This window comes from Photorhabdus tasmaniensis (assembly GCF_011189505.1).
GTDB lineage: Bacteria > Pseudomonadota > Gammaproteobacteria > Enterobacterales > Enterobacteriaceae > Photorhabdus > Photorhabdus tasmaniensis.
Window position 1 is genome coordinate 114,681 of record NZ_PUJU01000001.1, and the last position, 24,238, is coordinate 138,918.

A 24,238-nucleotide genomic window follows, 5' to 3' on the forward strand; every position below is an offset into this window, starting at 1 on the left:
TTCCCTTCCCCCGAACAAGTTGTTCTTGCCGACTCAAGCTACCGCACACCACCTTCAATTCGCTTTTTCTTTACCTGCATCGTAAGAGACACCACCGTGCTGGATTCGAAAAGATCAACCATAGATACAACAACATTAAAATGAGTATTAACCTGTCGCACCAATTCAGCACCCACTAATGAATCGCCCCCTAAATCGAAAAAGTTCGATTCATGATCAACAGGACAACGCAGTACATCACGCCAAATAGCCGTCATATCATCCATTATGGCTTCGTCTGATGCAGGAGGAGGCACCACTATGAGCTTTTCTGCATCCCCTTGAAGTGGTGTCTGCACAATATCGTGCAACCGTTCATTTAAAGGTACAGTGGAAACCGCAAAACGAGGCTCTGCATGGCATGTGGCAAAAATAATATTCAATGCATTAACGATATCGGCATAACGTAAGGGACGAACACGATTTACGCTGTATTTGAAGCTATTTGACTCATCCCAGCCTTCCCATCCATCCCAATCAATTGAGAAATAGGGTTTATCCACATTGTGCATTGAAGAAAATGCTGCGCAGGCTTCGTTTGAAGCTGCATAAGGAGCAAGACCCAAACCCCCAGCGAAAACCGACAAAGACGAGATAAAACAACCAAATCTCAAAGAGCGATCAGCAAATATTTCATGCAAAACAGCCGCCCCTTTTCGTTTTGGCTGCATTAGTTTTTCCCAATCATGCTGCTCCGAATTTTGCAACCATTGGATCGTTGCCTGACCAGAAAGTCCGGCAGCATGGACAAAGCAATTCGCTTCACCCAAGATGGATTCCGCCCGGGAAAGTTCTGCAAGCACACAAGTTTTGTCTGTCACATCGGCGGTAATAACTTCAACGTCAGCGCTAATATTTCGCAACTCCGCTAATCGCTGACTTTGCAACGTATCAGACTTAGCGGAATCTATGGGTGTCTGAACGAGCAGGATGAGTTTCGCGTTAAACTTCGTGGCAAGATATTGTGCAATACCAAAACCAACCGTACCCAGTCCCCCGGTCACCAAACAGATCATGCCGGGTGAAACTTCGCGGCTGACTGATGGGCTAACCACCTCAAAATAGCGTTCCCACCGCCAACCTTGGCGCACCCCAATCACTTGCTGGTCGTCGGTAGTGAAAAGTTCAGTCACGATATGTTGAGCATGATTAAAACAGCAAATTTCTTCGGCGGGTATGTCTATCACTTTCATCATCATGCCAGGCAATTCCTGGCTGATCGCAGAGATGGATGCCAGCATAGTGGCTCGTTCGATAATCCGTGACTCACTGCCAGTGACGTCGATAAAGCCTTGTCCTATCAAGGTCAATGCAATGGCTTTATTGCCAACCTGGGAAAGCGCTTTTATCCTATTAAATAACGTAAATGGGAAACGATCTTCCCCTGCCAGCACGTCACCATCGGGCGGGATATCACCAAAAATGAAGAGGATATGGTCAGGTGTATCCGCTTGTTGTTTCTTCAACATAAGCATCAAACGCTGAACACTTGCGGGATCGTCAAAATTGATGAACTCTGTTTCATGGAAAGACGTGACACGGTTCTCATGCACCTCAAACACTTTCTGCCCCAAATCACGCAGAATATCCGCGATCGGACAAACTTCTTGACAGCTTTTATCGTAGACAATCAGCCAGTTACGCTTATCTGCTGATGATACAGGCAATAAACGCCGCGTTCGTTTCCAGCGTTCAACATAAACACCGACGGGGCCGTCAACAATTTCAGGGCTTGCCACAGGCTGATCAACATAAAGTGGTTGCTGGTGCTCTGTCTCTGTTGAACCTGTATACCAGCACCGCCGACGTTGCAAAGGTTGAACCGGAAGCGGAATACGTGAAACAACTTCCCCGCCTCTTAATACCGACCAATCGATAACCAAACCACGTTGCCATAACTTTCCAACCAGCGCGACTAACGCCTTGTCATCCTCTTCATAAAAGGCATCCAAACGAATAATATTTTCCGCGTTTGAAACTATTTCAGAGAAACGGTCAGACGAATGGCTAAAATCTAATATCACATCATTGGCTGATATAACCTCACTCTCTTGCCGTAAGCTCGGAATGGCTCCATCAATCAAGATGGCTTTCGCATTGTTACCATCAACCACTCCATGATGCCTGGACCAAAAACGGCCGGGCAAAGCGATACGATCCCTGGCTAAATCCTGTGGCACCTTTCCCTGTAACTTATCAACGACTTCCGGCAATGTCAGCATACCCAACGAGCAGGCAACGGCAAGGTCGTAACGATTATCGGATATGATGAGTACCGGCGTGGAGATCATCTTCCGCCAACAATTCATCGCGGCGATCATAGCCACGACATTGGCAATTCGCTCCCGATTTCCATTACGTTCTGTTATTTCAGTGATGTCAATTCTACTGATGTTGTGGGAAAGATCCGCCGGTAATTCAGCGAGTAATCTATCCACTTCTTGCCAATAGCCAGGCATCTTCATAGATAAAGCGGAGCGAATACCCGGCCCAAGCGTAATCACCAGACGTTGCGGTTCAGAAATGTGTGCGGTGACGGTGAAATCCGTGCTTCTGATGCTCTCGATCAACATTTTCACATCTTTAGCATACACACAGGCTCGGTATGGCTGCGCTGCACGTCCTTCCGCATAGGTAAAAGCCACTTCATCAATATGCGTATCTGGTTTAGCTTCCAGCATTTTCGCCAAACTTATACTCAATGTATCCAAGGCATTGGCACTACGCCCTCCCAACGGAATAGCTCGCCAACCAAGTTTACTTTTACCTGACATTCGTACCGGTGCTTGCTGCAAAATCATATGAACATTGCTGCCACCCGCACCAAAAGAGCTGATCCCCGCCCGTCGTAGTCCTTTCACCGGCCAATTGATAGGTGTGGTATTGATAATGAAAGGACTTTGTTCAAGGTTCATAGCAGAACTGGCTCTGCTGAAAGTCGGATGTGGCGTAATTATGCCTGTTTTCAGTGCCATAATCGTCTTTGCCAACCCCGCGAATCCTGCGGCAGCCGCCAAATGACCCATGTTAGCTTTGATCGATCCTAACGCACAAAATCCCTCACGATCAGTACCCTGACGGAAAGCCTGACAAAGCGCAGCATATTCGACCGAATCCCCAAGTGGCGTCGCGGTACCATGTGCCTCGATCATCCCTAATTCATCCGGCTCAACCCCTGCAATTATCTGGGCATCCAAAATGAGTTTTCGTTGCCCATTGACACCCGGCGCGGCAAAGCCTGCCCGGGCAGAACCATCATTATTCGCCGCTGAACCAAGGATCACGGCATGAATGGTATCCCCATTTCTCATGGCCTCATCTAATGGCCGAAGAGCCACAAGTCCAGCCCCATCACCAAAGAAAGTACCCGATGCCTTCTCATCGAATGGTCTACAATATCCATCCTCTGAGAAGATCATATCGCGCTGATAAAAATAGCCCGGCCGGGGATGAGCATGTACGGAAACACCACCAGCGAAAGCAATCTCACATTCTCCAAGCAAGAGGCTTTGTATTGCAGTATGAACCGCCGTCAATGAGGTCGAACAGCCCGTCAGAACTGTCATACTCGGCCCGTCAAAACCAAGCTTGTATGAAATTCGTGCCGACAGATAATCCTTATCATTCGTCAGCATTAGCTCTGTTCCCATTAGCGAAGCCAGATCACATTCAGATCTAATGACATTAGGCAAATAGGTATTCATCGAACTTCCGGTAAAAACACCGATCCGGGGACGTCGGAAAGGATTACCATAACCGGTCACTTCTGCCAGTTCCCATGCGCACTCCAGAAGAATCCGGTGTTGGGGATCGAGTAATTCAGCCTCTCGCTGGCTGATTGAAAAAAAATCGGGATCGAACAGATCGATATCCGGCAAACATGAATCGACAGGAACATAATTTTTTGCAGTGACGATATGCCGGGCGACGCCAAAACGGGCAAGCTCTTCCTGGCTATATCTTTTTGCCAAGATTCGGCCCGCAACAAGATTTTCCCATAGTACATCCAAGCTATTAGCCAGAGGTAACCGACAAGTGGCTCCAATGATTGCGATCGCATTCTCAGACATCTTGTTCCCCCTTCAATGATCTTCTTGAACTCAGCGTTTTCTGACGCCGCGTTTGGGAGGGTTTATCTGCAACTTCTGCCAGCGTCATCAGTTGCAGAGGACGTAAAAGGTAATTAGCCAACATACGGATCGTCGGAAAGCGGAATAAATCGGAAGGGAGCAATGCACTGCATCCCGGTAATTGCACAATATGTGCATGGATCTGCATCAGTGCCAATGAATTACCACCAATATCAAAAAATGCGTCATCCAGTCCGACTGCCGCTCTCCCCAACACCTCACACCAAATCTTCGAAATCTCGGCGAAAACTGAGTTAACAGGTAACTCAGGGACAGGTCTCAACGAACTGATATCCGTCAACCTCCCCGCTTTAATCAAATCATTTAACGCTCTTCTATCAACTTTGTTATGGGTATTACACGGTAATTCATCAGCCAGCATAATCCTGCCGGGCAACATGTAGATGGGGAGATAAGCGCTGAGATGATCACGAATAGCAGACTCTTCGGGCAAATTGCGCTGACTCGCAGGTACCAATATTGCAACTAAACGATCTGTGCCTTCGTGAGATTCAACGATAACGGCAGCATCCGCAATAGCATGATAGCGATTGAGACAATCCTCAATCTCTGCAATCTCAATTCGATAACCGGCAACTTTTACCTGATTATCCACGCGACCACAAAAATGAATTCGTTCCCCGTCCCAATACGCCAAATCACCGGTTTTATACATACGTCCATGATCAATATAGGGATCAGGAATGAAACATTGAGCAGTTAACTGTTCAAGACCGACATAACCCCGGGCGACCCCACATCCACCAATGTAAATTTCGCCGACTTCACCCATCGGAGGTGTTTGCATTGAAGTGTTCAAAATATAGACCGTTGCGAAACCTAACGGTTTGCCAATGGGGATCACAGTGTAGTCAGTCAGTGCTTCTGTGACTTTCTCCACAGTGGTGTAAACAGTTGTCTCCGCTGGACCATACATATTCCATAATGTCCACTGGGTATTCAAATAAGGCTGAATAGTGGCACTGAGAAGGGCTTCACCACAAATGACCCAATGTTTTATCGCATAAGTTCTTGGCAGGCTCTGAAACTCAGATAGCAGGTTTTTCAAACTGGCAGGCGTCTGTGTGACAATAGTTACCTGCTCCGCTGCTATAAGGTCCAGAAGCTTGTCAGGTTGATTACGTATATCATCAGGCACAATGACTAAAATCCCACCAGAGCAGAGTGAACCCCAAATCTCCCACACAGATAAATCAAAGCTGGCAGCATGGAACCAAGTCCACACTTCTCCAGGTGCGGGGGCCAGATATTCATCCATTGCGTTCAGAAAAGAAATAACATTGCCGTGTTCAACATCAATACCTTTGGGCGTCCCCGTGGAACCCGAAGTGAAGACACTGTATGCAATCGAAGAAGGGGTACAATGATCCACGGGTTTTACAACAAACGGTGGTTCAGTAGCCGTGATCACCATCAGCTTAATCGCAAACGCGTCGTCCAGGTCAACATCCGTGTTAACAACAATCAGCTTCATCTCTGATTGTTCGACAATTCTCTCCAGACGTTTCTGTGGCAGCCTGGGATCTAACGGTACATATCCCGCACCAATACGCATAATCCCAAGCATCGTCACCACGGCTTCCAGTGAAGGCAATAATGCAACCCCCACCCGATCGCCAAGCACAACCCCATTTTGCATAAGCTGGGCAGCGACCTCCAGCGACCAACGCTGCAAATCCAGATAAGTTAATCTATCGTCACCACAACGAATCGCTACGGACGCCGCTTGTTGCACAACCCGTTGATCGAAAAGCGAAACGATGGTCTGATCCGCTATCTCAGGGAGCATATCCGTATTAAGCGGACCGGATGGAAGATTGTAATCCTCTGATTTTGGTGCCAACAAAGCACTTATTTCCCTATCAGGCTCCGTAATAAGGGTTTCAACCACCCTCCCGAAGCGCTCTGCAAATATCTGAAGACCTGAATGTGAGAAAAAATGTTTGTCCCCTTTGAGTTCACATCTTAATTGGCAATCAGCATCCAAAAATAACAGTTCAATATCAACCTGCCCTTCCTGCTGACAAATCCTGAATGGAGAAATAACCCTTCCCGCCCATAAAACCTGAACAGCATCCTCAGCCGTCGCCAACTCCAATTTCAGCCAACGCGACTGCCCTACGTGTCCCAGCATATTCACTGCGGTCTGAAACAACGGATTACGCCCTTCATGCCGCTCCACAGCAAGGTGATCAAGCATTTGACTGAGACAAAAATTTCGATTATCAAGCGCCGATAACGATCTTTCTTTTGCCGCCAATAACAAGTGATGAAATGTTTGATCAACGGACAAACGTATAGGTAATACATTAAACAGACAGCCGATAATATGCTGATGAACCGAGTCACGCATCGACACCGGCACACCCATCACAACATCTGACGTTTTTGTCTCCCTGGCTATGTAAGCCCCCCATGCCGCTAACATGACAGTAAAGACCGAGCCGCCTATTTGCGCAGCCAACTGCTTTATTTTTTTCGTGGTCTCTTCACCAAGGTTAAAAAGCACTGATGACCGGCCACTATGGCCTTTGCGCCAAAAATTGTTCCATTGCAGCATTGCCGGTTGCTTCTTTAAACACGCACTCCAATAAGCTTTCGATTCCGCCGCCACTTCACTCTGGTAATACTCTTGTTCCCGCGAGACGTAATCCTGGAAAACTTCGGCTGGCTGTAACCAGGAATCGGAATCTTCCCCCAGTTCAGCCAGATAAAAGTGTTCAAGCTGATCCCACATAAAACCAAGTGAAGTAAAATCCGACACAATATGATGAACACACATCAGTAAAACGTGCTCTTCGGCACTGACCACATAAATACCGAAACGCAGACATGACTCTTTTTCCAACTTAAAAGGAACAGCATGAAAATCCTGCACTGCATGTTCGAGAGTATCCGGGCTCCATTCCGTTGCATCGAAAACCGCCAGTGCCGGCGGTAAGTGTTCATTAATCACAAGCCTTGGTTCACCGTTCATGTTCACGAACGTGCTTCTCAATGTGGCATTTTTGGAAACCAGCCGATTAACCGCATAGCGAAAGGCATCAATTTGAAACGATCCGTGAATACGGAAAGCCTGGGCAATATTATATCTGCCATCATCCGGCGTATAATTGGCAATGAACCATAAAGCTCTCTGCTGCATGGACAGCAATTCTGCATCACCAGTCTGTGGGCAATTTATATACATAACGTGTCAAGCTCCATCAATACTAAACAGTATCCCCACCCTCTGGTCACGCCAACCTCGTTACGGAAAGGGCAAGGTTTGTGCTTGGTGTTACTGCATCAGCTAACGGCTCGTCAGAAATAACGCTTCAATTTTTCAACCACCTCAGCAATGCTACAGTCGTCAAACAAGACCGATATGGGGACTAATTTGCCAATGTTCCCCCGCAACCGCTGAACAATCGCAACCGCTGACATGGAGTCCATATCAATCTCACTCAACTTCGTATCGGCAGTGACTTCTCCCCCGGCAACAAGTTTTTTCAGCTCTTCTATCACGATTTCCGTCATTGCGCTGCGCTGCTCCTCATGCGAGGGTTGCCCAACAGCGACTATCGCATCATGACTTTGAGCAGAACCCAAAACAGTTTCTATACCATTTACCGGATCCCGAGAATCAATCAGCCTCTCCAGCGCAACACGGCTAAAGTTTCCGGCAATCAGCCCAGCATAGTGATGAATATTCTCTCTGGCGACGGTATCCATGACATCCTGGATATCAAGGAACAACAATCCCATGGCTTCAAGTCTGCTAAGGTGCAACGGATTGAGATGTGTGGTCATCCCACCCCGCCAGGGTGCCCACGCGATAGCCGTACCTGGAAGCCCAGTCGCTAGCCGATATCGCATCAAAGAATCCACGAATGAGTTCGCGGCAGCATCTGCCCCCTGCCCTGCAACGCCAATAATCCCGGCTAATGAAGAAAATGCAATGAACCAATCCAGACTTATCCCTTGGGTAACCAGATGCAAGTTCCAGCTCCCGGCTATTTTCGGACGGAAAATTTTGTTAACCGAACGGCTGTTTAACGTGGCAAGCATTTCATCTTCAACAACGCTTGCCAGATGATAGATTCCCCGCAAGGAATGACCCGTCCTCTCAATACGCCGCAACACCGCCTTGACATCCTCAATATCGGCTACATCCCCCTGGAATAAGTAGAGATTGAAATTCTGTGCTTTCCATTGCTCAGATTCACTGATCAAATGAACCGGTGGAGCAGAACGCCCCATAAGCGTTACATACCTTGCCCCTGCGGCAAAAAGATTCGCAGCCAACATGCGCCCGGTATCGCCAAATCCGCCGGTGATAAGATAGTTTGCATCCTGTTTGATCTCTGCCTTTTCATGGCTAATGGCTAAAGATTCAACCTGACGCTGCCAAATGCACTGATCATCAATGAGAAACTCTCTCTGCTCACCCTCATTTGCCATAATGGCAAGAACCAATGCGATCTCTTCGTCTCCAACCCGTCCAAGAGGCAAATCAACCAAACCGGTTTCAACAATGGGGTACTCTCTGGCAATAACCCGGCCTAATCCCCATAAACCACTACCAGACAAACCTGCCGTATCAAATTGCTCGCCAAACATTTGCACACCCTGGGTCAGGATCCAGAGTTGCGGTTTCGCCTCATGACGGCTTTGAGCAGCTTTGTTAGCAATAAGACGTAAACTTTCGAATTCGTGTAGCTCATGAGCCACAATATTTGAAGCGTTCAAGAGCTTCTCAGGGCTGGCTAAATAGAGCAATGTGTCCGTGGCTTCTAGTGAGTCAAGTTGACCTGTCAGATCTGCATCAAGATCAATAGCGACAACATCAATTCCCCTCGCTGCAATCAATCCCCTCACCGTGTGAGCAAAATCGGTATTTCTGCTAATGACAGTACATTGAGTTAATAACGGAGCGTTGGGAGAGATGAGATGACATTTCACCCAATTCAGATTGAACAGTTGAACGTCACTCTCTTCCAAATCACAAAGCAAGGGATCACGCATAACTGGTTCGATCGGTGACACTTTACGCCCGTGAATTTCTTGACTCATCAATATTCCCCCTTATCAAACGTGCTAGCGACCAACACCAACTCTTCAAACAATCAGGCAATGCATCCATATCAAAATCCTCTCAATAACGATCAGATCCAGAGAACAGCCGTGCTACTGATGAAACTATAAAAGACGAAAAACGGTAGGGTATGCTATTGATAACCAGAGTAAAATGGCAGTTTAACGCCAGACTCTCCGATCGTTTCCAACCAAAGAGCCATCAAGCGGGATGGTAAAAACCGGAGATTACAATCTGGCCTGGAAGAAATTGTGACATCCATAGCGCTGGCATATATCTCTATATCCATGCTCAACGGTACATCTTGCGCATCTTCATCTGGCTTCCCAATACGTATTTTTTCAGGTGCCAGTTCATAACCAATAATATTGGGAGAGCGTCGTTGATCACCAACGAAATTGAAAGAAATCGCAGGAAGTTCAGGCCAGCCAAATACAGAATCAGGCACAAAGTAGGTAGCAGCATAATCTGCCGCTTTTTCTATCGCGCCATTTAATTCTTGTGCCAGGTGTTGAAGGGTACTCTCCAGCGATAAAACCGGGTCAAGATTAAACCCAACCGTGATCGGAAATGAGACTGATCCGACAAGATGAGAAACGGAGGTTTCCCAATGACCGACAAAATGAGGGCTGACCCACAAGAGCATATCCAGTTTGCCTTTGCCAAAAACAGCCGCCAGCGCCTTTAACCAGCCACCAAGCAGTAAATCTGACACACTGACACGACGTTGCTGGGCTAACAGGCGTATCCTCTTTAAAGCCTCATCATCAAGCTGCCTGACTTCGGTGATGGCCTCAGCCAATCGGCTAATGGGAAGTGACTCAACACGCCGCTCACCGAGAATATTCAGGGGCGTATTTTCAATTGGTTGTTCAATATCAAGAATAGCCGCCTTTGCGATTTGCTGATGCCGTTCATGCAGCTCGGCGCAAAACTGCTCATAATGAGTGGCCTGCTCAAGCTCAAGCGGTTGTCCATTCACAGACATTCTGTATGCCTTTGAGAGATCTCGCCATAAAATCCGGCTGGAAATGCCATCACACACCAGATGATTGAATATCAATACCAGCCTTTGCTCACCGGCAAAATTGTCATCAAACAGGCAGTAACGCAACAAGGGCGGATTTGCCACATGCATCTTGGCTCTAATGTCAGCGATATAATTTGATATTAAACGCCGGCGATCATCTTGATTACCTGTTAGCTCTCTGACTTCAAAAACCTGGTGCAGCAATTCACGGCTGGGAGGTACAAAATCCATCTCCATATTCATTCCATTACCGATAAATCGTGCTCTCAGAACAGAATATTTATTCAACAAATATTCAATCGCCACCCTGAGATGTGCAGGTGCCAATCGCTCCAAAGGCATTAATACTTCACCGACACATAATTGATCAATGTTCAGCGAATATCGCAAGTCATATAATTGCCCTAACTGAACACGCATAACCTTCACCTTTCCATTGCAAGCCCTGTGGGCGGATTAGCGCCAGCGCTATTTGCTACCGTCATAAACAACATAGTGACGGTTTTAAAAGTAGCAATAAAAAAAGAAACCACCACGAATCAATCCAGATATTTGAACTAGACCAGAATAATTAAGATATTATTACTATCAAATAAGTACTCTTATTAATAAACACGGGTGATAAACCAGTTAGCTAATCAGCGTTGATATCGAAAAGACAAACCCCACATTTTTAACATGGGGTTTGTTAACAAGAGGAGTCACTTAGGAGGCGCGGCGAAAATTGAACCATACCAACGCAGCCATCACCATCAGAAACAGGGATGCGACCCCCATCACAGAAAAAACGGCATCGTCGAACGCTGACCTGGCAAGATTTGCGAGAGCCAAACCAGCATCAGGCGCCATTCCTTCAGCAGCTATCAAAGCGCCATCAATACCATCTCTGGCAGCATCATTCACTGGAGAATCAGCCGGCAGCGCAAGGGTATAACTGTAGACAGCCGACATAATGCTCCCCATTATCGCAATGCCCAATCCACCACCCAACTCATAGGAAACCTCTTCAACAGACGCGGCCATACCTGCCCGATTTGGCGGTGTAGCCTGCATGATAGTACTGGACGCGGCAGTCATTGTTGCCCCAAGGCATGTTCCCAGCACAAAAAAGCACATTACCTGCAAAGGCAGGGGGGCTGAAAAACTGGCCATGAGTGCAAGTATGGCAAAGGCATACATCAACAAAGAGGTAATGAGCAATCGAGCACTACCCAAACGGGGAAGAACCCAACCACTCACAGGACTCGCAACAATTGCACCCAATGAAAATGGCAGAAAATAGAGCCCCGATTGCAAAGGGGTTAATGACAATACAAGTTGCAAACGCTGGCTTAACACCAGATTAATTCCCATCAAACAGGCGGAAGCCACCAACCCAGCGATGACTGAAGACGAAAAAGCCGGACTTTTGAAAATGTCGAAATCAATCAATGGATGCGCACTTCGCTTCTGGCGTCGAATAAATAACACCAGAAAGCCTATCGTCAAAGCGAAGGTAACAAGTATCGCGATATAGGAAGGATCTCGCTTGGCGAACTCCTTGATGGAATAGGCAAAACTGATCAATACAACCATAATCTGCAATGAGCCAACCAGATCCCACGGATGAGACGAATCGGTCTTAGAGGTTGGGACAAACAACCACGACAGAATTAATGCCAAAATCACAATAGGAACATTAATGAGGAACACCGATCCCCACCAAAAATATTCAAGCAATAAGCCGCCTATCAGTGGCCCTATTGCCGCGCCTCCAGAGGCAACGGCGGCCCAGATCCCAATTGCAAATGATTTCTCGTCTTCATCATCGAATGTCAAGGCGATAATCGACAATGTGGCAGGCATCATCGTTGCCGCCCCGATCCCCAATAGTGCCCGGGAAACAATCAACATTTCCGATGAATAAGAGTAGGCTGCCAGCAAGGATGAGCAGCCAAATATCATGAGACCACAAACCAGCAATCGTTTATGCCCGATGCGATCTCCCAAAGTACCAGCACCCAACAACAGCCCAGAGACGACAAGAGGGTAGATATTCACTATCCATAACTTTTCCGTTGTACTCGCGCTCAAACTGTGAGTCAGGCTCGGAAGCGCGGTATACAACACTGTCATATCAACAGCAACCAGCAATAACGCAGCTGAAACAGTAGAGAGCACCCACCATTTCTTTATAATTTTCATTTCATTCATCCATTCTTACTTTTATGTCATCTCCGGGAAACCAGATTAATTCAGACAAAATTATTATCAGACTCTTGCAATAAATCGTTAACATTGATGCCAAGAGTAATATCACGCTTTAGCTTTTTATTTAATTCAATTGCCGTTACCCCCTGAATAGCGCCTTGATTAACCAGCTTAGTCACTCGACTACGTGACAACGAAAGCTTTTTGGTCAGGATAGAAATAAGTCTGATAGGAATGGGATATTCAAGCTGTACCGTGATCTGTACCGCTGGCGTTTGAGCCATATCCTGAAGTTCTTTACCTTCGATGATAAAGTCAGGGGAATCGCCAAGTTCAGCTCTGTTTTTTGCCAACACCCGATAATCAAAGGCATATCGTCGAACTTCATCTTGATCATTGTGCAAAAATCGTTCATACAAGTCGCCATCCAATTTATTGACATTGACCCTCGAAAAAATATCAATATTCCAAGTGTAATCACATTTTTCGCATTTATAGATGCTCCACACATCCAACACTTTTTTTTGCGCATTAACCCTGAATGTACCTGCTGGATAAAACTCCTTTTTCACCTCACAGCCAGGGCAACGTTTCAAAATGGCCTGATAGCCTACAGGCCTTACTAACCATGTAACATTTCTATTTGTCATGATAGATCCACGTTCAAATTGGTTAAGTTGGTTATGGCTACGTTGGTCAATTTAAAATCTAAATTTGATGATATTCTATAACATCAGATCTTGAAACTATTTATCAATTCGTTGCTTAAGTGACTTTAATGTTTTTATTTTAAGGCGCTGCGGATAAAACGGAGAGAGTCGGGATATGGTACATCCCGCTCAATAAACCAGAAGTACGATTCAAGGGGCTTAATGCCACTGAGATTCGCTGCAATAAAGTGGAGATCCCCTTTTTTCGGGAAGGGGATCACTCATCATGTTATCCTTTAGTAATCATCACTCGCGTTTTGGACAGTCAATCACGTCGAAATCTTTGCTGTAGCAAATGTAAAATTCATTTTGATTGATCTGAATGGTTTTACCTTTTAATGATGGGTTATTTTCCTGAAGAAACTCAATTAACTGCTTGTTAGATAGGCGACTATCTGGCAATACCAATCCATTAAACAGTTCTTGCTGTTTACTGAAAAATTGTTCTGGCGCAGCAAACGCACAGACACCATGCTTTTCCCACTCGCCTTGCAGCAGATCGACACCTGGAGAAGTACACAGATAAGGCTTTATCACCTGATAATCCAGGGGTGGCAAATCCCCCTTACACAGACGTGGATGTTTACGGATATCAGACCAGTCACGACACTGATCCATTGATCTGCCATCACAGGTTTGCGCCCACAGGCCATGAATTATCCAGCCAAATTTATTTTCTGAAAAACATTGCAATGCAAACTTTTCATATTCACTCTGCGCTTTAACAATTTCGTCATTCTTTTTCAGGCGATTAATCTCATTCTCTTTGTTTTTACAAAATGCCGGAGAATAATTAATCGCCAGTTTGAAGTAATCTGTAGAGGCTTTCGCATTCTGACCATAACGATCATTTTTGGCGGTGTAGTCATAATTTGCCGGTGGATTAGCGGGCAATACACAGGAAATAGCGTCTTCCGCTTGTGGCTCTAAAAAATCCATCACGTTTGGTTGCTTCGCACAGCCAGCAACCAATAAAACAAATACTGCCGGCAATAAGTTAGAAAAGCGCATCATTGTTCCTCAATGGGAAACCATTTCCCTGTTGAATGGTAAACAAAAACCTGCCCAAACAAGGGCAGGCAACGATTAAAGTTATTTTTTTTCAGTCAGATCAATTTGATATACCGCAAAACCGACATCATCGTTTTCCAAATATTTCACTGGATATTGAGAAAACTCTTTGATGAATTTCGCTGCTTTCTCACTTGGAGAGGTTTCGAAACGAATATCCAGTTGCTTGTCAGTTTTGATTGGCATAATCGACCAGTTATTATCGGCCTTGGTCGTGACCATACCTTTCTCTTGAGACGCTTTGACAATGTAAGAAGCCAGGATAGCGCGGTTCTCATCCGGTGATGCAAATGCAATGTTATCTTCGCCTGTACCAACAAATTTACCGCCATATGCACGATAATTATTGGTAGCAATGAGAAACTTGGCTTGAGGATCGATAGGCTTACCCTGATAAGTCACCTCCTTGATACGGTTCGCCCCTTGATTGATGACTTGACAATCAACGTCATATTTAGCGGGTTGAGTCAGATCCATCTTATAATTCACGCCACTAATCGTGTCGAAGTTATAAGTACGGAAACCGCTCCAGTTCAACAGATACTGAGGCTGAGTTGAATTTGGATCGATCTGGTTATACATGCCGGCAGAACACTCCAGCCATTCAATCACATCAGCCCCGGTTACCTTCACAACAGCCAGTGTGTTTGAATATAGATAGAGATCCGCCGCGTTACGGAACGTCAAATCACCTTTTTCAACTTCAACGAAATCTGCGGGGGCATTCTTACGACCACCGACTTTGAATGGTGCCGCTGCGGCCAACACAGGAATATCCGCCAAATCCGGATCACCCTGAATAAAACGCCGTGTGTAATCTGCCTGTGCATCATTCACGATCTGTACTGTTGGGTCGCTTTGGATCAGGGCAAGATAGCTGTACATATCGGCGGAAGCTTTACCAATCAATTTACCGACAAAACCCCGGGTTCCCTGATGGGATTGCTCGATAATTTTCACTAACTCGCTATCACGCCCAACCAGTGCCTTTTTGCCCATTTTGTCATAAATCGGACGTGCTTCTGCTTTTGCCTCCGCCACCTGCCATACTCCGCCATCATTGTTGATAACCATATCAACAACCCCCAAATGATCACCCCACTGACCAGGCATGACGGCGGGAATACCATTAACCGTCCCTCTGGCAACATCAACGCCTTTAATGTCCGCAAATTCCTTGCTTGGGAATACCCCGTGCGCATGACCAAACATAATCGCATCAATACCTGCAACTTCACTCAAGTAATAAACCGAGTTTTCAGCCATTGCCTTATAGGGCTCTTTAGAAAAACCAGAATGAGGAATAGCGATAATCAAATCTGCGCCCTGTTTCTTCATTTGAGGAACAAATTTTTTCGCGGTTTCAGTAATATCGTTAACGACAACTTTCCCATCCAGATTGAGCTTATCCCAGATAGCAATCTGTGGTGGTACAAAACCGATATAGCCAATTTTAATGGTGTGATCTTTACCCTCCCGATCTTTCACTGGCGTATCAACGATAATATAAGGTGTGAAATAGTTCTTACCGGTTTTAGCATCCATTATGTTGGCATTGATATAAGGAAATCTCGCACCGGCAATGACACTTTTCAGATAATCCAAACCAAAGTTAAACTCGTGGTTACCAAAGTTACCCACGGTATAACCCATTGTGTTCATTAATTGATGTGCTGGATGAGATTCCCCTTTTTTAAGTCCCCTTGCCGCCATATAATCTGCTAGCGGACTACCTTGGATCAGATCACCATTATCGACCAAAATAGCATTGGAGACTTCTGCTTTAGCCGCTTTAATTAAATTCGCGGTACGCACCAAACCAAATTGTTCTGTGGGTTTATCTTTGAAGTAATCAAAATCAATCAAATTACTGTGAACATCAGATGTTTCCATTACCCGCAAGTCAACCGTTGCAGCATTGACATTAAATGCGACCAATAAGGCTAATGTGGAGACTTTCAACACATTCCTAACCATTTCACACCCCTTTTTAGGCTAGTTAAGGAGAACTTCAGCTCTCCTTATCACTTTCAACTTAGAAGTACAGACGAGCTCCTGTTACCAGAATAGTCTGTTTTTTATTCTCGTAAGCTGGGCTGTCGCTGTGTGCGCCATCCTATGCCACTTCAACGAACAAACGCCGGCTAGTGGACTTGCTCCCCCCACTCAGTCACCCGTGACTCAAGTGGGGGCTTCTTATGACCCCTATTAGCAACTGCTAATAGCTTTCGTTGCAATTACCTGCGCTGACAGGCGTTATTGCAAGGGAACTCTTTACATAACCGCTATGTTCTAGCATATCAGCTAATCCTTGATGGCAAATATTGAGGGAGGCGTTAATTTCTCTGTCATGGTTTTGTCCACACATTGGACAGACCCAATTTCTCACTGATAAGGGCATTTTTTCCATTTTGTGACCACAGCCGCTACATAATTTAGAACTGGCAAAAAATCTCTCTACGCGGATAACGTTTTTACCGTTCCATTCACTTTTGCATTGCAATATTCGCAGAAAATTACCCCACGACACATCATTAATATGCCGAGATAATTTTCTATTTTTTGTCATGCCTTTGATTTTGCGAAACCGGGCTCTGTTGGCAAAAAAATTTTTGAAGGCCGTATCCAGATTAGCCAATGCCGCAGCTTCGTTAAATCTGATGCCGCGCGCGATAAATTTCGCTTATCCGCTCGATAAATAAAGCGACAATTGCGTTTCATCTATTGAAAACTTTTTACACAACTAGCGTCGTAAATATGACTGTAATTTATTCAATTTACCCATTTTTCCTTTAAATCTGTAGCACGGTAACCAATTCCGAACAGTTAGGCGGTATATTCTGCACTCATTAAAATGGGGTTAACACCCCTATCATAATGCACAGTACAGAAACCAAATGAAAATGATTGGAATGCATTCAGCTATGATTTTAGCTGAACTTGAACCTACCTCTAATGTAAAGCTATCTTAGCCTTATAAACCTCTATCTTGAGACTAAGAAGTTATTAAGAAGCGCCTGACAAATTTACCTAACCGAACGAGAAGAATGAGCGTATAGACAGGAAAAACGTGAAGTCATTTTCGGAATTCAGCATATAAGTTAGCAATACGCAATGCGTAAAAATCGTTGGTCAAATTAAGGGAGCCGAAGCTCCGAAAATTGGGGAAATCGCTATAGCTGAACAAGCCGACCTCATGACCTTATAAACCAGCCCCCTCTCCAACCTAGAGCGGAACCGGTTTAGTTACATCTATCTGCGCAAAAGGGGCGCAGATAGCTCCAATTATAGTGTTAGCCAAGTAAAACGTGTATAGACACTGCATAACACGGAGTACAAAAAACAACTCTAGGGATATAAACCCTAATTGTTCTATCACATAGTTAACTATGTGAATCCCTCTTTAGCTACGCTATCTGATGAAACTAGCATAGATAGAAAGTTATCAGCATATCGAGGAATATTTTCTTGGGATTCTTTTTATGAGAACACTTGGCTCTAATGATAACAAATGTGCTATATGAACAAATTCCACAACATCCAATCTTCTTTCACCATTCTCAACTTTCGCAATAAACGATTGAGGGCGATCTAGCGCTTGAGCTAAATTCTCTTGCGTGACCCCCTTTGCTATACGAGCCTCACGGAGTGCTTTGATAACTATTTGATATTCATCAGAGTAAATTGAAACCATATATTCAATCCTACTAAACATTTAGGATTAAATATCAATCGATTGTTGATTTATACCAAAATGGGATTTTTTATTTTATAAGCTCTGCTCGTTTTGGCTTTTTAGGTGGTTTTTTGAACAGTATTTTTTCTAAAATTAGCCCATGATCGACAGATAGCAAGTGTGCTATATGCACAAATTCAACTACATCCAACCTTCTTTCACCATTTTCAATTTTAGCAATAAATGATTGAGGTCGATCTAAGGCTTGAGCCAATCTTTTTTGAGTAATACCTTTTTCTATCCTAGCCTTACGAAGAGCGTTTATAACCATTTGATATTCATATGAATAAATCGATGCCATTTCTTTAACCTTGATTAATATCCCAAAATCGAATATCAACCATTTACTTAAATATCCCAAAATAGGATAATTCATGCGTTTGTTATATGGAGATATAAAGGAAATGAATAAAAAAGATTGGCATACCGCCGACATTATCGCTGCCTTACGTAAGCTCGGCACTACCTTAGCAGCGGTATCACGTAAGGAGGGACTTAGCTCATCTACATTAGCTAATGCTCTATCACGACCTTGGCCTAAAGGAGAGTGGATTATTGCGAACAATCTCGGAGTACATCCCTCAGAAATTTGGCCAAGCCGATATTTTGACGAGAATGGACAACCTATTGAACGAGTTATCCGAAATAATTCTTCCAGGTGACTAATTCTCAACTAAATGGTCTAAGTTCGGTATAATATCGAACCTAGGCCATGTTAGCTGCTTAGACTGTCTGACTATTGGGGCCAGTTTATTGCAGCCCTTATTCTATTACTCTAGGTTTTTCGGGCCAATAAATATCTGGCGCTAAGTTAGCATCAACACGGTTCAGCAATACCCTATATTTTTTCAAAGCGGTCAACCGAGAATTTTCTTCATCACTCGCCATCCCCAAATCCACAGCATCTTGTAACGGAGCTATCTGTTTACTTACAGTGAACATAAGTTGCTGTTTCTTATGTTCTGCTTGTTGCTGCTGTTCCTGTCTAAGTTTTATCACACCGCTTTCTGATATTACCCATTTTTCACCATCGTATTTATGATAAACGGACGGAGCGCGTTCAGTAAGCACTGGATAACCCTCTTTATTACTGACAATTGACAAACCGTGTGACTGCCCTGTAAGTAATTCATTGTGTTTCTCTGCTGTTATTTCAACGCATTCTTCATGAGCTTCACTATAAAAAGCGCCTTCTTTTCTGGAGAAATAAACCATTTATACCCCCCAAAATAATATATGAACAACTTTGCCTGGATTTTCATTGTTGTTGGGAGTGCCAGCTTGATATTCAAACGTCGATAATGTTGCATTACGTACTAATGTGTGACCTGTTGATGTATTTATACTCGACATGCTTGCGACATAGCCAATAAACTGACTTTTAAAAGAAATTGGATAATTGACTTTTACCCATGACTGTTGGTTTGATGCAACTTTAACCCATTGAATAATTATTCCCGTATCCCCGCATTGCCACCAGCCATTTTCAGATTTTATAGCTGCATTTTGTAATGCGAGTGTACCGCTTCGCTCAGGTATTAATATATTATAACGTCGCTGATTGCTCGGATCGTTAGAATAAATATGTAACAATTTTCCTTCCGAACCATTAATTCCTACCACATACCCATCTTTCGATTTGAAACGTAGCTCAGGAAAAGGAGTTTTACTATCAATCAATACACTACCAACGGTTGCGGTTTTATCGCTAGAAATACGCAAGAAAGTATTATCGCTCTCAGATTTAGCATAACTTCCCACATCCCCGGCATTCAATGAAATATCAGATGACAACGCTTTCCCATTCACTTTACGAATGGATGGTACTCGGCTATTAGCGTTGTTATTTGCTGCTACAGCACTTTGATTCGCTGTATTCGTCAGTGATTGCACAAATGCTGTTGTTGCAATCTGAGTATTATTAGCGTTTTTAGCAGGTGTGGGGGCGATTGGCGTTCCTGTGAAAATGGGACTGGCTCTGGGTGCATACTGAGTATGCGGGTCTTGCACCTCAGAATGTTTCCTCAACTCATTCCCATTTTGTTCTAGTTTCTGTTTAAGATAGCTTGTGCGGTTGACCAACTGTTTAGACTGCCGATTGGAAATACCATCAGGCCCGCCTAACACGGGGTCTGAAGTTTCTATTTGATACACGCCCTCTGACCACTGTGGGTTTTCCGGCAAATTAGCCATTTTAACTGCTCCCAAAATTGTAACTACCGTCATAACTGACAGTATTGTTATAACGAATTGATACAGACTGATATTCCAAGCTGGCAAGATGGCAGCGTGCAGGCGCAAACGCTGCTAGTGTAGTGCGCAATAGCGAGGCTTGATCATTGGTAATGGGCTGCTGAAGTATAATGCGATAATCTGCCCAAGATGTTGAATCTCCATGAACATAATTACCGTTATGGCTGGCATGACCGTCATAATTGATTTGACCAGTGCCTTCAATTAAATCAATTTCACCAAACCCAAAACGACGGATAATTTCACGAATTGACCACGGTGTGCCTTTATACCGATGCAATTCTATAGCTGACTTGATTAACGTGCGGCGAGCATTGTCTGATTCGACAAGCTCCCAGCCATCGCCAAATAGGGAGAATTGATTTGCAAGCCAATGCAGCGCGCTGCTATCGACAGTATCAATGAGATAAACCATTAATTGGGTTAAATCGATATCATCAAAACGGGAGGCCAACTGACTTAATGCACGCATACTGATATCAGCTTCTAGTGGAGGTGGTAGATGTAACTTAACCATCAGCGACTCCAGTGACCACAACAGTGATACCGATACAGTTCGCCCATTCATTTTCACCTACAACCTGAAACGTAGGAGACTCCAGTACGACTTGATAGACGCCAGAAACAGACAGTGTTGAGATGATTTGGCTGGGAACAATATCTTTCCCTAGCGTTGTTGCTCGTTCAGCTATCCATGTTTGTATGGCTTGTTCTGCTGCCGATTGAATACCAGGTGCATTAACGCCACTGTACAAGGTCAGTTTCGCCTTGATGGTATAATCAACTTTCACGGGAGGTTTTGCATATACAGTGTCAGTCAACGGGCGGATTTTTTCATCAGAACAAAAACTTTTCACCAGCGTTAAAATGCTTTCATCAGGCAATCCCGTAGCTAATAGTGGAAACAGTTCAACAACACCCGGAATGGGAGACCTGACTGCAACATCAACAATATTGGGGTGAGCACGCATGGCATGAAATCGATAAGCCTGACGACTGCCCGCATTAGTAAACGATTCAGGGGCCATCTTGATTCGTACACGTAGCCTCTCGTCACTTTCCTCTGCCGAACCACCACTACTCACTATTGTGTTGGTCACTTGCAGGTCAATGTCGTCGATTTCATCCAACAATGTATTAACTTGTGCTGGTTGCCAGCTATTCCCTGATAATCCAGCATCTGTACAAGTAGCTGTGACATTAACGAAACGTGTACCTGCTTTCAGAACAGCATCTGTATTAGTAGCAAAAGTAATATTGTCCGATGCATTAACACGAGTTCCAACTGGAATGAGTACATCTTGCTCTAATGCTTCATCAACACTAAATTGCAGTGTTGTATGTGCAGGCTGGGCGGATAGCCGATATACTCCGACCAACTCCCCTAAGTAGTCCAAAATGGGCGCACGGGCAAACTCGACCAGATTCTGCTTGGCAGCTTCCTGAACCTGCATTCGGAGCAGTGCTTCACGATATGCAAATAAATTGATCAGCAGGCGTTCTGCCTGTGCTGGGTACAAAGTCTTACCTACATCAGCCTCATACTTTGCAATCATTTCGGTTGTGATTTTCTCTACATCACGCTCGATAAAATCAGGTTCTGTCAGCGCCATAGCAACTCCGTAGATTGTGTAATGCCATCAACTGCTGTCCAATTCACACGCAGAGTCAGGTGCTCTGCCTCAACATTCAGTTTCACCGATAACAACTGGCAACGAGGTTCCCAACGTGTAATAGCATCAACAGATTCCCTGACAACGTGGGGAATAGCGCGGTCTATTGGGTAATCCATATAAAGGTGCAAGTTACTGCCGAATTCTGGTCGATGTGGATCACTGCCACGTGGTGTACGTAGAATAATGAATATTGCTTGGGCGATATCATCCAGCCCACAAGCAATTTTGCCTGAGTTCTGGAGAGCGGGTTGCCAAAAAACAGAGTGTGAGTTCGTATTCATGTGGGACAGTATCATCCCCTGTAGGTATATCTAATATTAAAGACGTTTAAAGAAACCCATGAGAATGATGATTCGAGTTACCGCCTTCATCCATGATGCTACCTGTTGCATGGATGTCGCCATCGACGCTGACATTACCCTGAATGTTCGTAGTACCATTACCACCAGAACCCGACAGCCCATTTTGGTAAGTTAATTGGCCTTTCACTAACATATTTCCGGTTACGATTGTTTCCGGCGCATCAATGGTTGCCTGCTGTGTCTGAATAACAACATTGGCTCCCACCGCGATCTTAATGTGCTGAATGCCGCCATTAATAGTCAGGGTGTGTGAGGTTCGATCATAGTAAAAAGCTGCATCATCTGCATAAGTCATACCACGGACGTCTTTATTGTTAGCTGACGGTTTATCAACACTGGAATAGACAGCACCTAAAATAACACCATCTTCACCATTGGCATCCAATAATACTTCAACTTGTTCCCCAACATCGGGCAACCAATAGTCTTTGTTATTCTGGGTATTGCGCTGCAACACATTCAGCCAATTAGTACGCATATTATCGCATTCAGGCAATCGCACGCGGGCACGAACAGTAGCAGGATCTACGGCGCTAATCGTACCAACTTGACGAGTTACACTGCTCATTTGGATTCCTCCTTGATAATCGTGTCGGAAGAACCATCGGGCTTATATACAACCAATTTCTGAGTCTTATCTTTTTTATCTTTCTTGGATTTGCTTGATGTAACAGGGCCACGAGCAACTTCAAGTTCGGTTATATATCCGCTGTTGCGATCAAAAGAGTGGTGGGCTGAAGTAATTAACCATTGTCCAGATAATTTGCCAAATTCAACCAATTCAATTTTATTTCCGGCGGTTAACTGAGGGGCTCCCATCAATGAAAGTGAGCCGTTCTGCTGGTACTCATTATGTGAATCCAGTGCTGACTTGGCCTTTATTTCAGCGCTATCCTTGTTAGCAGCCCGGCTGTTTACTTTTAAGGTATCTGCGCTGGTTTCTTTACCGCTATTCTTGTCTTTTGGATTGGACTGATTACTTACATTGGTCGTGCCATCAGCTTCATAGACAATCAATTTTTTATCATCAGCCTTTTGGTGCTTCACTTTGGCTTTTTTATAGACTTTATTAATCGTGTCCCGCAGTGAAAATTGGGCAACATCACGAGGGTGTAATTTTTTTATGGGTTCTTGGCTGCGCAAACTGGCTAAGTGGGAGAAAATTAGCTGTTCACTGACAACCTTAACGGCATAACCATATTCACCGGCCAGCCGTTTCAAGAACGCCACATCGGTTTCAGAATATTGTGTCACCCTGTCAATCTTGATGATTTCGATACTGCCGATCAGCTTTAACCGATGTTTCTTAGCGATGCGGTTAGCAATAGCTGCCAGAGTTGTATTCTCAAATCCACGGTTAGATTTGGTACGCAATGCCGTATTGATAGACGTTGCCACACCTCGAACAGATACAATAGAAGGAGGGATGCTGACTTCAATTTCATCAATGTAGAATGAGCCACAATTCAGTAGCCGTTCGCCAAAATAGCCCAACTTCAATGTCAACGTATCACCTTTGCCCGGATACCATTTATCTAGCCAGCGACCATCAGTATCATCCAACTCTACCTCTATTTCATCGGATTCGCTTTTGATGTTGTCGGTATAGCTGACACGAGTGACATAAGGAGTGATGTCATTTGTGATATCTTTTTGCAAATATCGTAACGTGAATGTCGGTCTTAAAACCTCTGAGACACCCGTTATAGATGGTGTTTGCTTAGGATAAATTATCTCAGCCACGGTGGTGTATCCTCTTCAGTTACTACATTGTCAGCGTCAATGATGGGGATCAACAATACGATCCCAGATGGCAATACAGGTGTAACTGCAACGTGCGGATTGGCAGCAATTATGCGAGCATAACCTAAAGAGTCACCATAATAATGGTGAGCCAATAAATCCCACCTATCGCCATCTTTTGTAATGTATTCAAGAAACAT

At 44.6% G+C, this 24,238-nt stretch carries 20 protein-coding genes; 1 reads left to right on the top strand and 19 read right to left on the bottom strand.

The features are described from left to right. Positions 1 to 38 precede the first annotated feature (38 nt). The 11 genes from C5471_RS00380 to C5471_RS00430 all read right to left on the bottom strand — a co-directional run bounded on the left by C5471_RS00380 (position 39) and on the right by C5471_RS00430 (position 18,305). On the bottom strand, positions 39 to 4,109 hold the full coding sequence (locus tag C5471_RS00380; protein ID WP_133813588.1) for an SDR family NAD(P)-dependent oxidoreductase: 4,071 nt from the start codon (positions 4,107 to 4,109) through the stop codon (positions 39 to 41). Beyond that, the gene (locus tag C5471_RS00385; protein WP_133813587.1) at positions 4,102 to 7,380 is read right to left on the bottom strand and encodes a non-ribosomal peptide synthetase; all 3,279 of its coding nucleotides are present in this window, start codon (positions 7,378 to 7,380) and stop codon (positions 4,102 to 4,104) included. Before C5471_RS00385 ends, C5471_RS00380 begins: the two co-directional genes overlap by 8 nt. 113 nt (positions 7,381 to 7,493) lie before the next feature. Then, positions 7,494 to 9,245 carry a beta-ketoacyl reductase gene (locus C5471_RS00390; RefSeq protein ID WP_133813586.1) on the bottom strand — a complete coding sequence of 584 codons (1,752 nt, stop codon included), beginning with the start codon at positions 9,243 to 9,245 and terminating at the stop codon, positions 7,494 to 7,496. Positions 9,246 to 9,400: 155 nt separating this feature from the next. Beyond that, positions 9,401 to 10,717: a condensation domain-containing protein gene (locus C5471_RS00395; RefSeq protein WP_133813585.1), complete on the bottom strand. Its 1,317-nt coding sequence runs from the start codon at positions 10,715 to 10,717 to the stop codon at positions 9,401 to 9,403. Between the two features lie 285 nt (positions 10,718 to 11,002). Continuing rightward, the gene (locus C5471_RS00400; RefSeq protein ID WP_133813584.1) at positions 11,003 to 12,481 is read right to left on the bottom strand and encodes an MFS transporter; all 1,479 of its coding nucleotides are present in this window, start codon (positions 12,479 to 12,481) and stop codon (positions 11,003 to 11,005) included. A 50-nt stretch (positions 12,482 to 12,531) separates the two neighbouring features. Beyond that, positions 12,532 to 13,137: a DUF1062 domain-containing protein gene (locus C5471_RS00405; RefSeq protein ID WP_133813583.1), complete on the bottom strand. Its 606-nt coding sequence runs from the start codon at positions 13,135 to 13,137 to the stop codon at positions 12,532 to 12,534. Positions 13,138 to 13,443: 306 nt separating this feature from the next. Then, the gene (locus tag C5471_RS00410) at positions 13,444 to 14,211 is read right to left on the bottom strand and encodes a ribonuclease T2 family protein (protein WP_242688525.1); all 768 of its coding nucleotides are present in this window, start codon (positions 14,209 to 14,211) and stop codon (positions 13,444 to 13,446) included. Positions 14,212 to 14,289: 78 nt separating this feature from the next. Further along, positions 14,290 to 16,245, bottom strand: a complete 1,956-nt coding sequence (locus C5471_RS00415; protein WP_133813582.1) for a bifunctional 2',3'-cyclic-nucleotide 2'-phosphodiesterase/3'-nucleotidase — start codon at positions 16,243 to 16,245, stop codon at positions 14,290 to 14,292. Between the two features lie 241 nt (positions 16,246 to 16,486). Continuing rightward, positions 16,487 to 16,837 (bottom strand): RNA-guided endonuclease InsQ/TnpB family protein, encoded by a 351-nt coding sequence (locus C5471_RS00420; RefSeq protein WP_133813581.1) that lies wholly within the window; start codon positions 16,835 to 16,837, stop codon positions 16,487 to 16,489. Positions 16,838 to 17,713: 876 nt separating this feature from the next. After that, a complete protein-coding gene (locus tag C5471_RS00425; RefSeq protein ID WP_011147600.1) occupies positions 17,714 to 17,962 on the bottom strand; it encodes a helix-turn-helix domain-containing protein in 249 nt (82 codons plus the stop codon). Positions 17,963 to 18,032: 70 nt separating this feature from the next. Continuing rightward, complete coding sequence (locus C5471_RS00430) at positions 18,033 to 18,305, bottom strand: helix-turn-helix domain-containing protein (protein ID WP_051240231.1); 273 nt, start codon at positions 18,303 to 18,305, stop codon at positions 18,033 to 18,035. 103 nt (positions 18,306 to 18,408) lie between these two features. Here C5471_RS00430 and C5471_RS00435 point away from each other — a divergent pair, with 103 nt between their 5' ends. After that, positions 18,409 to 18,666 carry a helix-turn-helix domain-containing protein gene (locus C5471_RS00435; protein ID WP_065389358.1) on the top strand — a complete coding sequence of 86 codons (258 nt, stop codon included), beginning with the start codon at positions 18,409 to 18,411 and terminating at the stop codon, positions 18,664 to 18,666. Between the two features lie 100 nt (positions 18,667 to 18,766). Here the strand turns inward: C5471_RS00435 and C5471_RS00440 are convergent, their stop codons facing one another. Genes C5471_RS00440 through C5471_RS00475 form a run of 8 tightly spaced genes read right to left on the bottom strand, consistent with a single transcriptional unit; the run spans position 18,767 to position 24,238 of the window. Continuing rightward, entirely contained in the window at positions 18,767 to 19,219 is a 453-nt protein-coding gene (locus C5471_RS00440; protein ID WP_133813580.1) for a tail fiber assembly protein, read from the bottom strand. After that, positions 19,220 to 20,197, bottom strand: coding sequence for a gp53-like domain-containing protein (locus tag C5471_RS24125; protein ID WP_242688527.1), 978 nt, complete (start codon positions 20,195 to 20,197; stop codon positions 19,220 to 19,222). Between the two features lies 1 nt (position 20,198). Then, the gene (locus C5471_RS00450; protein ID WP_422630892.1) at positions 20,199 to 20,774 is read right to left on the bottom strand and encodes a phage tail protein I; all 576 of its coding nucleotides are present in this window, start codon (positions 20,772 to 20,774) and stop codon (positions 20,199 to 20,201) included. Continuing rightward, a complete protein-coding gene (locus C5471_RS00455; RefSeq protein WP_133813579.1) occupies positions 20,767 to 21,870 on the bottom strand; it encodes a baseplate assembly protein in 1,104 nt (367 codons plus the stop codon). The genes C5471_RS00450 and C5471_RS00455 overlap by 8 nt, the downstream gene beginning before the upstream one ends. Beyond that, a complete protein-coding gene (locus C5471_RS00460) occupies positions 21,861 to 22,214 on the bottom strand; it encodes a GPW/gp25 family protein (RefSeq protein ID WP_133813578.1) in 354 nt (117 codons plus the stop codon). The genes C5471_RS00455 and C5471_RS00460 overlap by 10 nt, the downstream gene beginning before the upstream one ends. Positions 22,215 to 22,260: 46 nt before the next feature. Then, positions 22,261 to 22,863, bottom strand: coding sequence for a phage baseplate assembly protein V (locus C5471_RS00465; RefSeq protein WP_133813577.1), 603 nt, complete (start codon positions 22,861 to 22,863; stop codon positions 22,261 to 22,263). Next, positions 22,860 to 24,038, bottom strand: coding sequence for a contractile injection system protein, VgrG/Pvc8 family (locus C5471_RS00470; protein WP_133813576.1), 1,179 nt, complete (start codon positions 24,036 to 24,038; stop codon positions 22,860 to 22,862). The genes C5471_RS00465 and C5471_RS00470 overlap by 4 nt, the downstream gene beginning before the upstream one ends. After that, the gene (locus tag C5471_RS00475) at positions 24,026 to 24,238 is read right to left on the bottom strand and encodes a tail protein X (RefSeq protein WP_133813575.1); all 213 of its coding nucleotides are present in this window, start codon (positions 24,236 to 24,238) and stop codon (positions 24,026 to 24,028) included. Before C5471_RS00475 ends, C5471_RS00470 begins: the two co-directional genes overlap by 13 nt.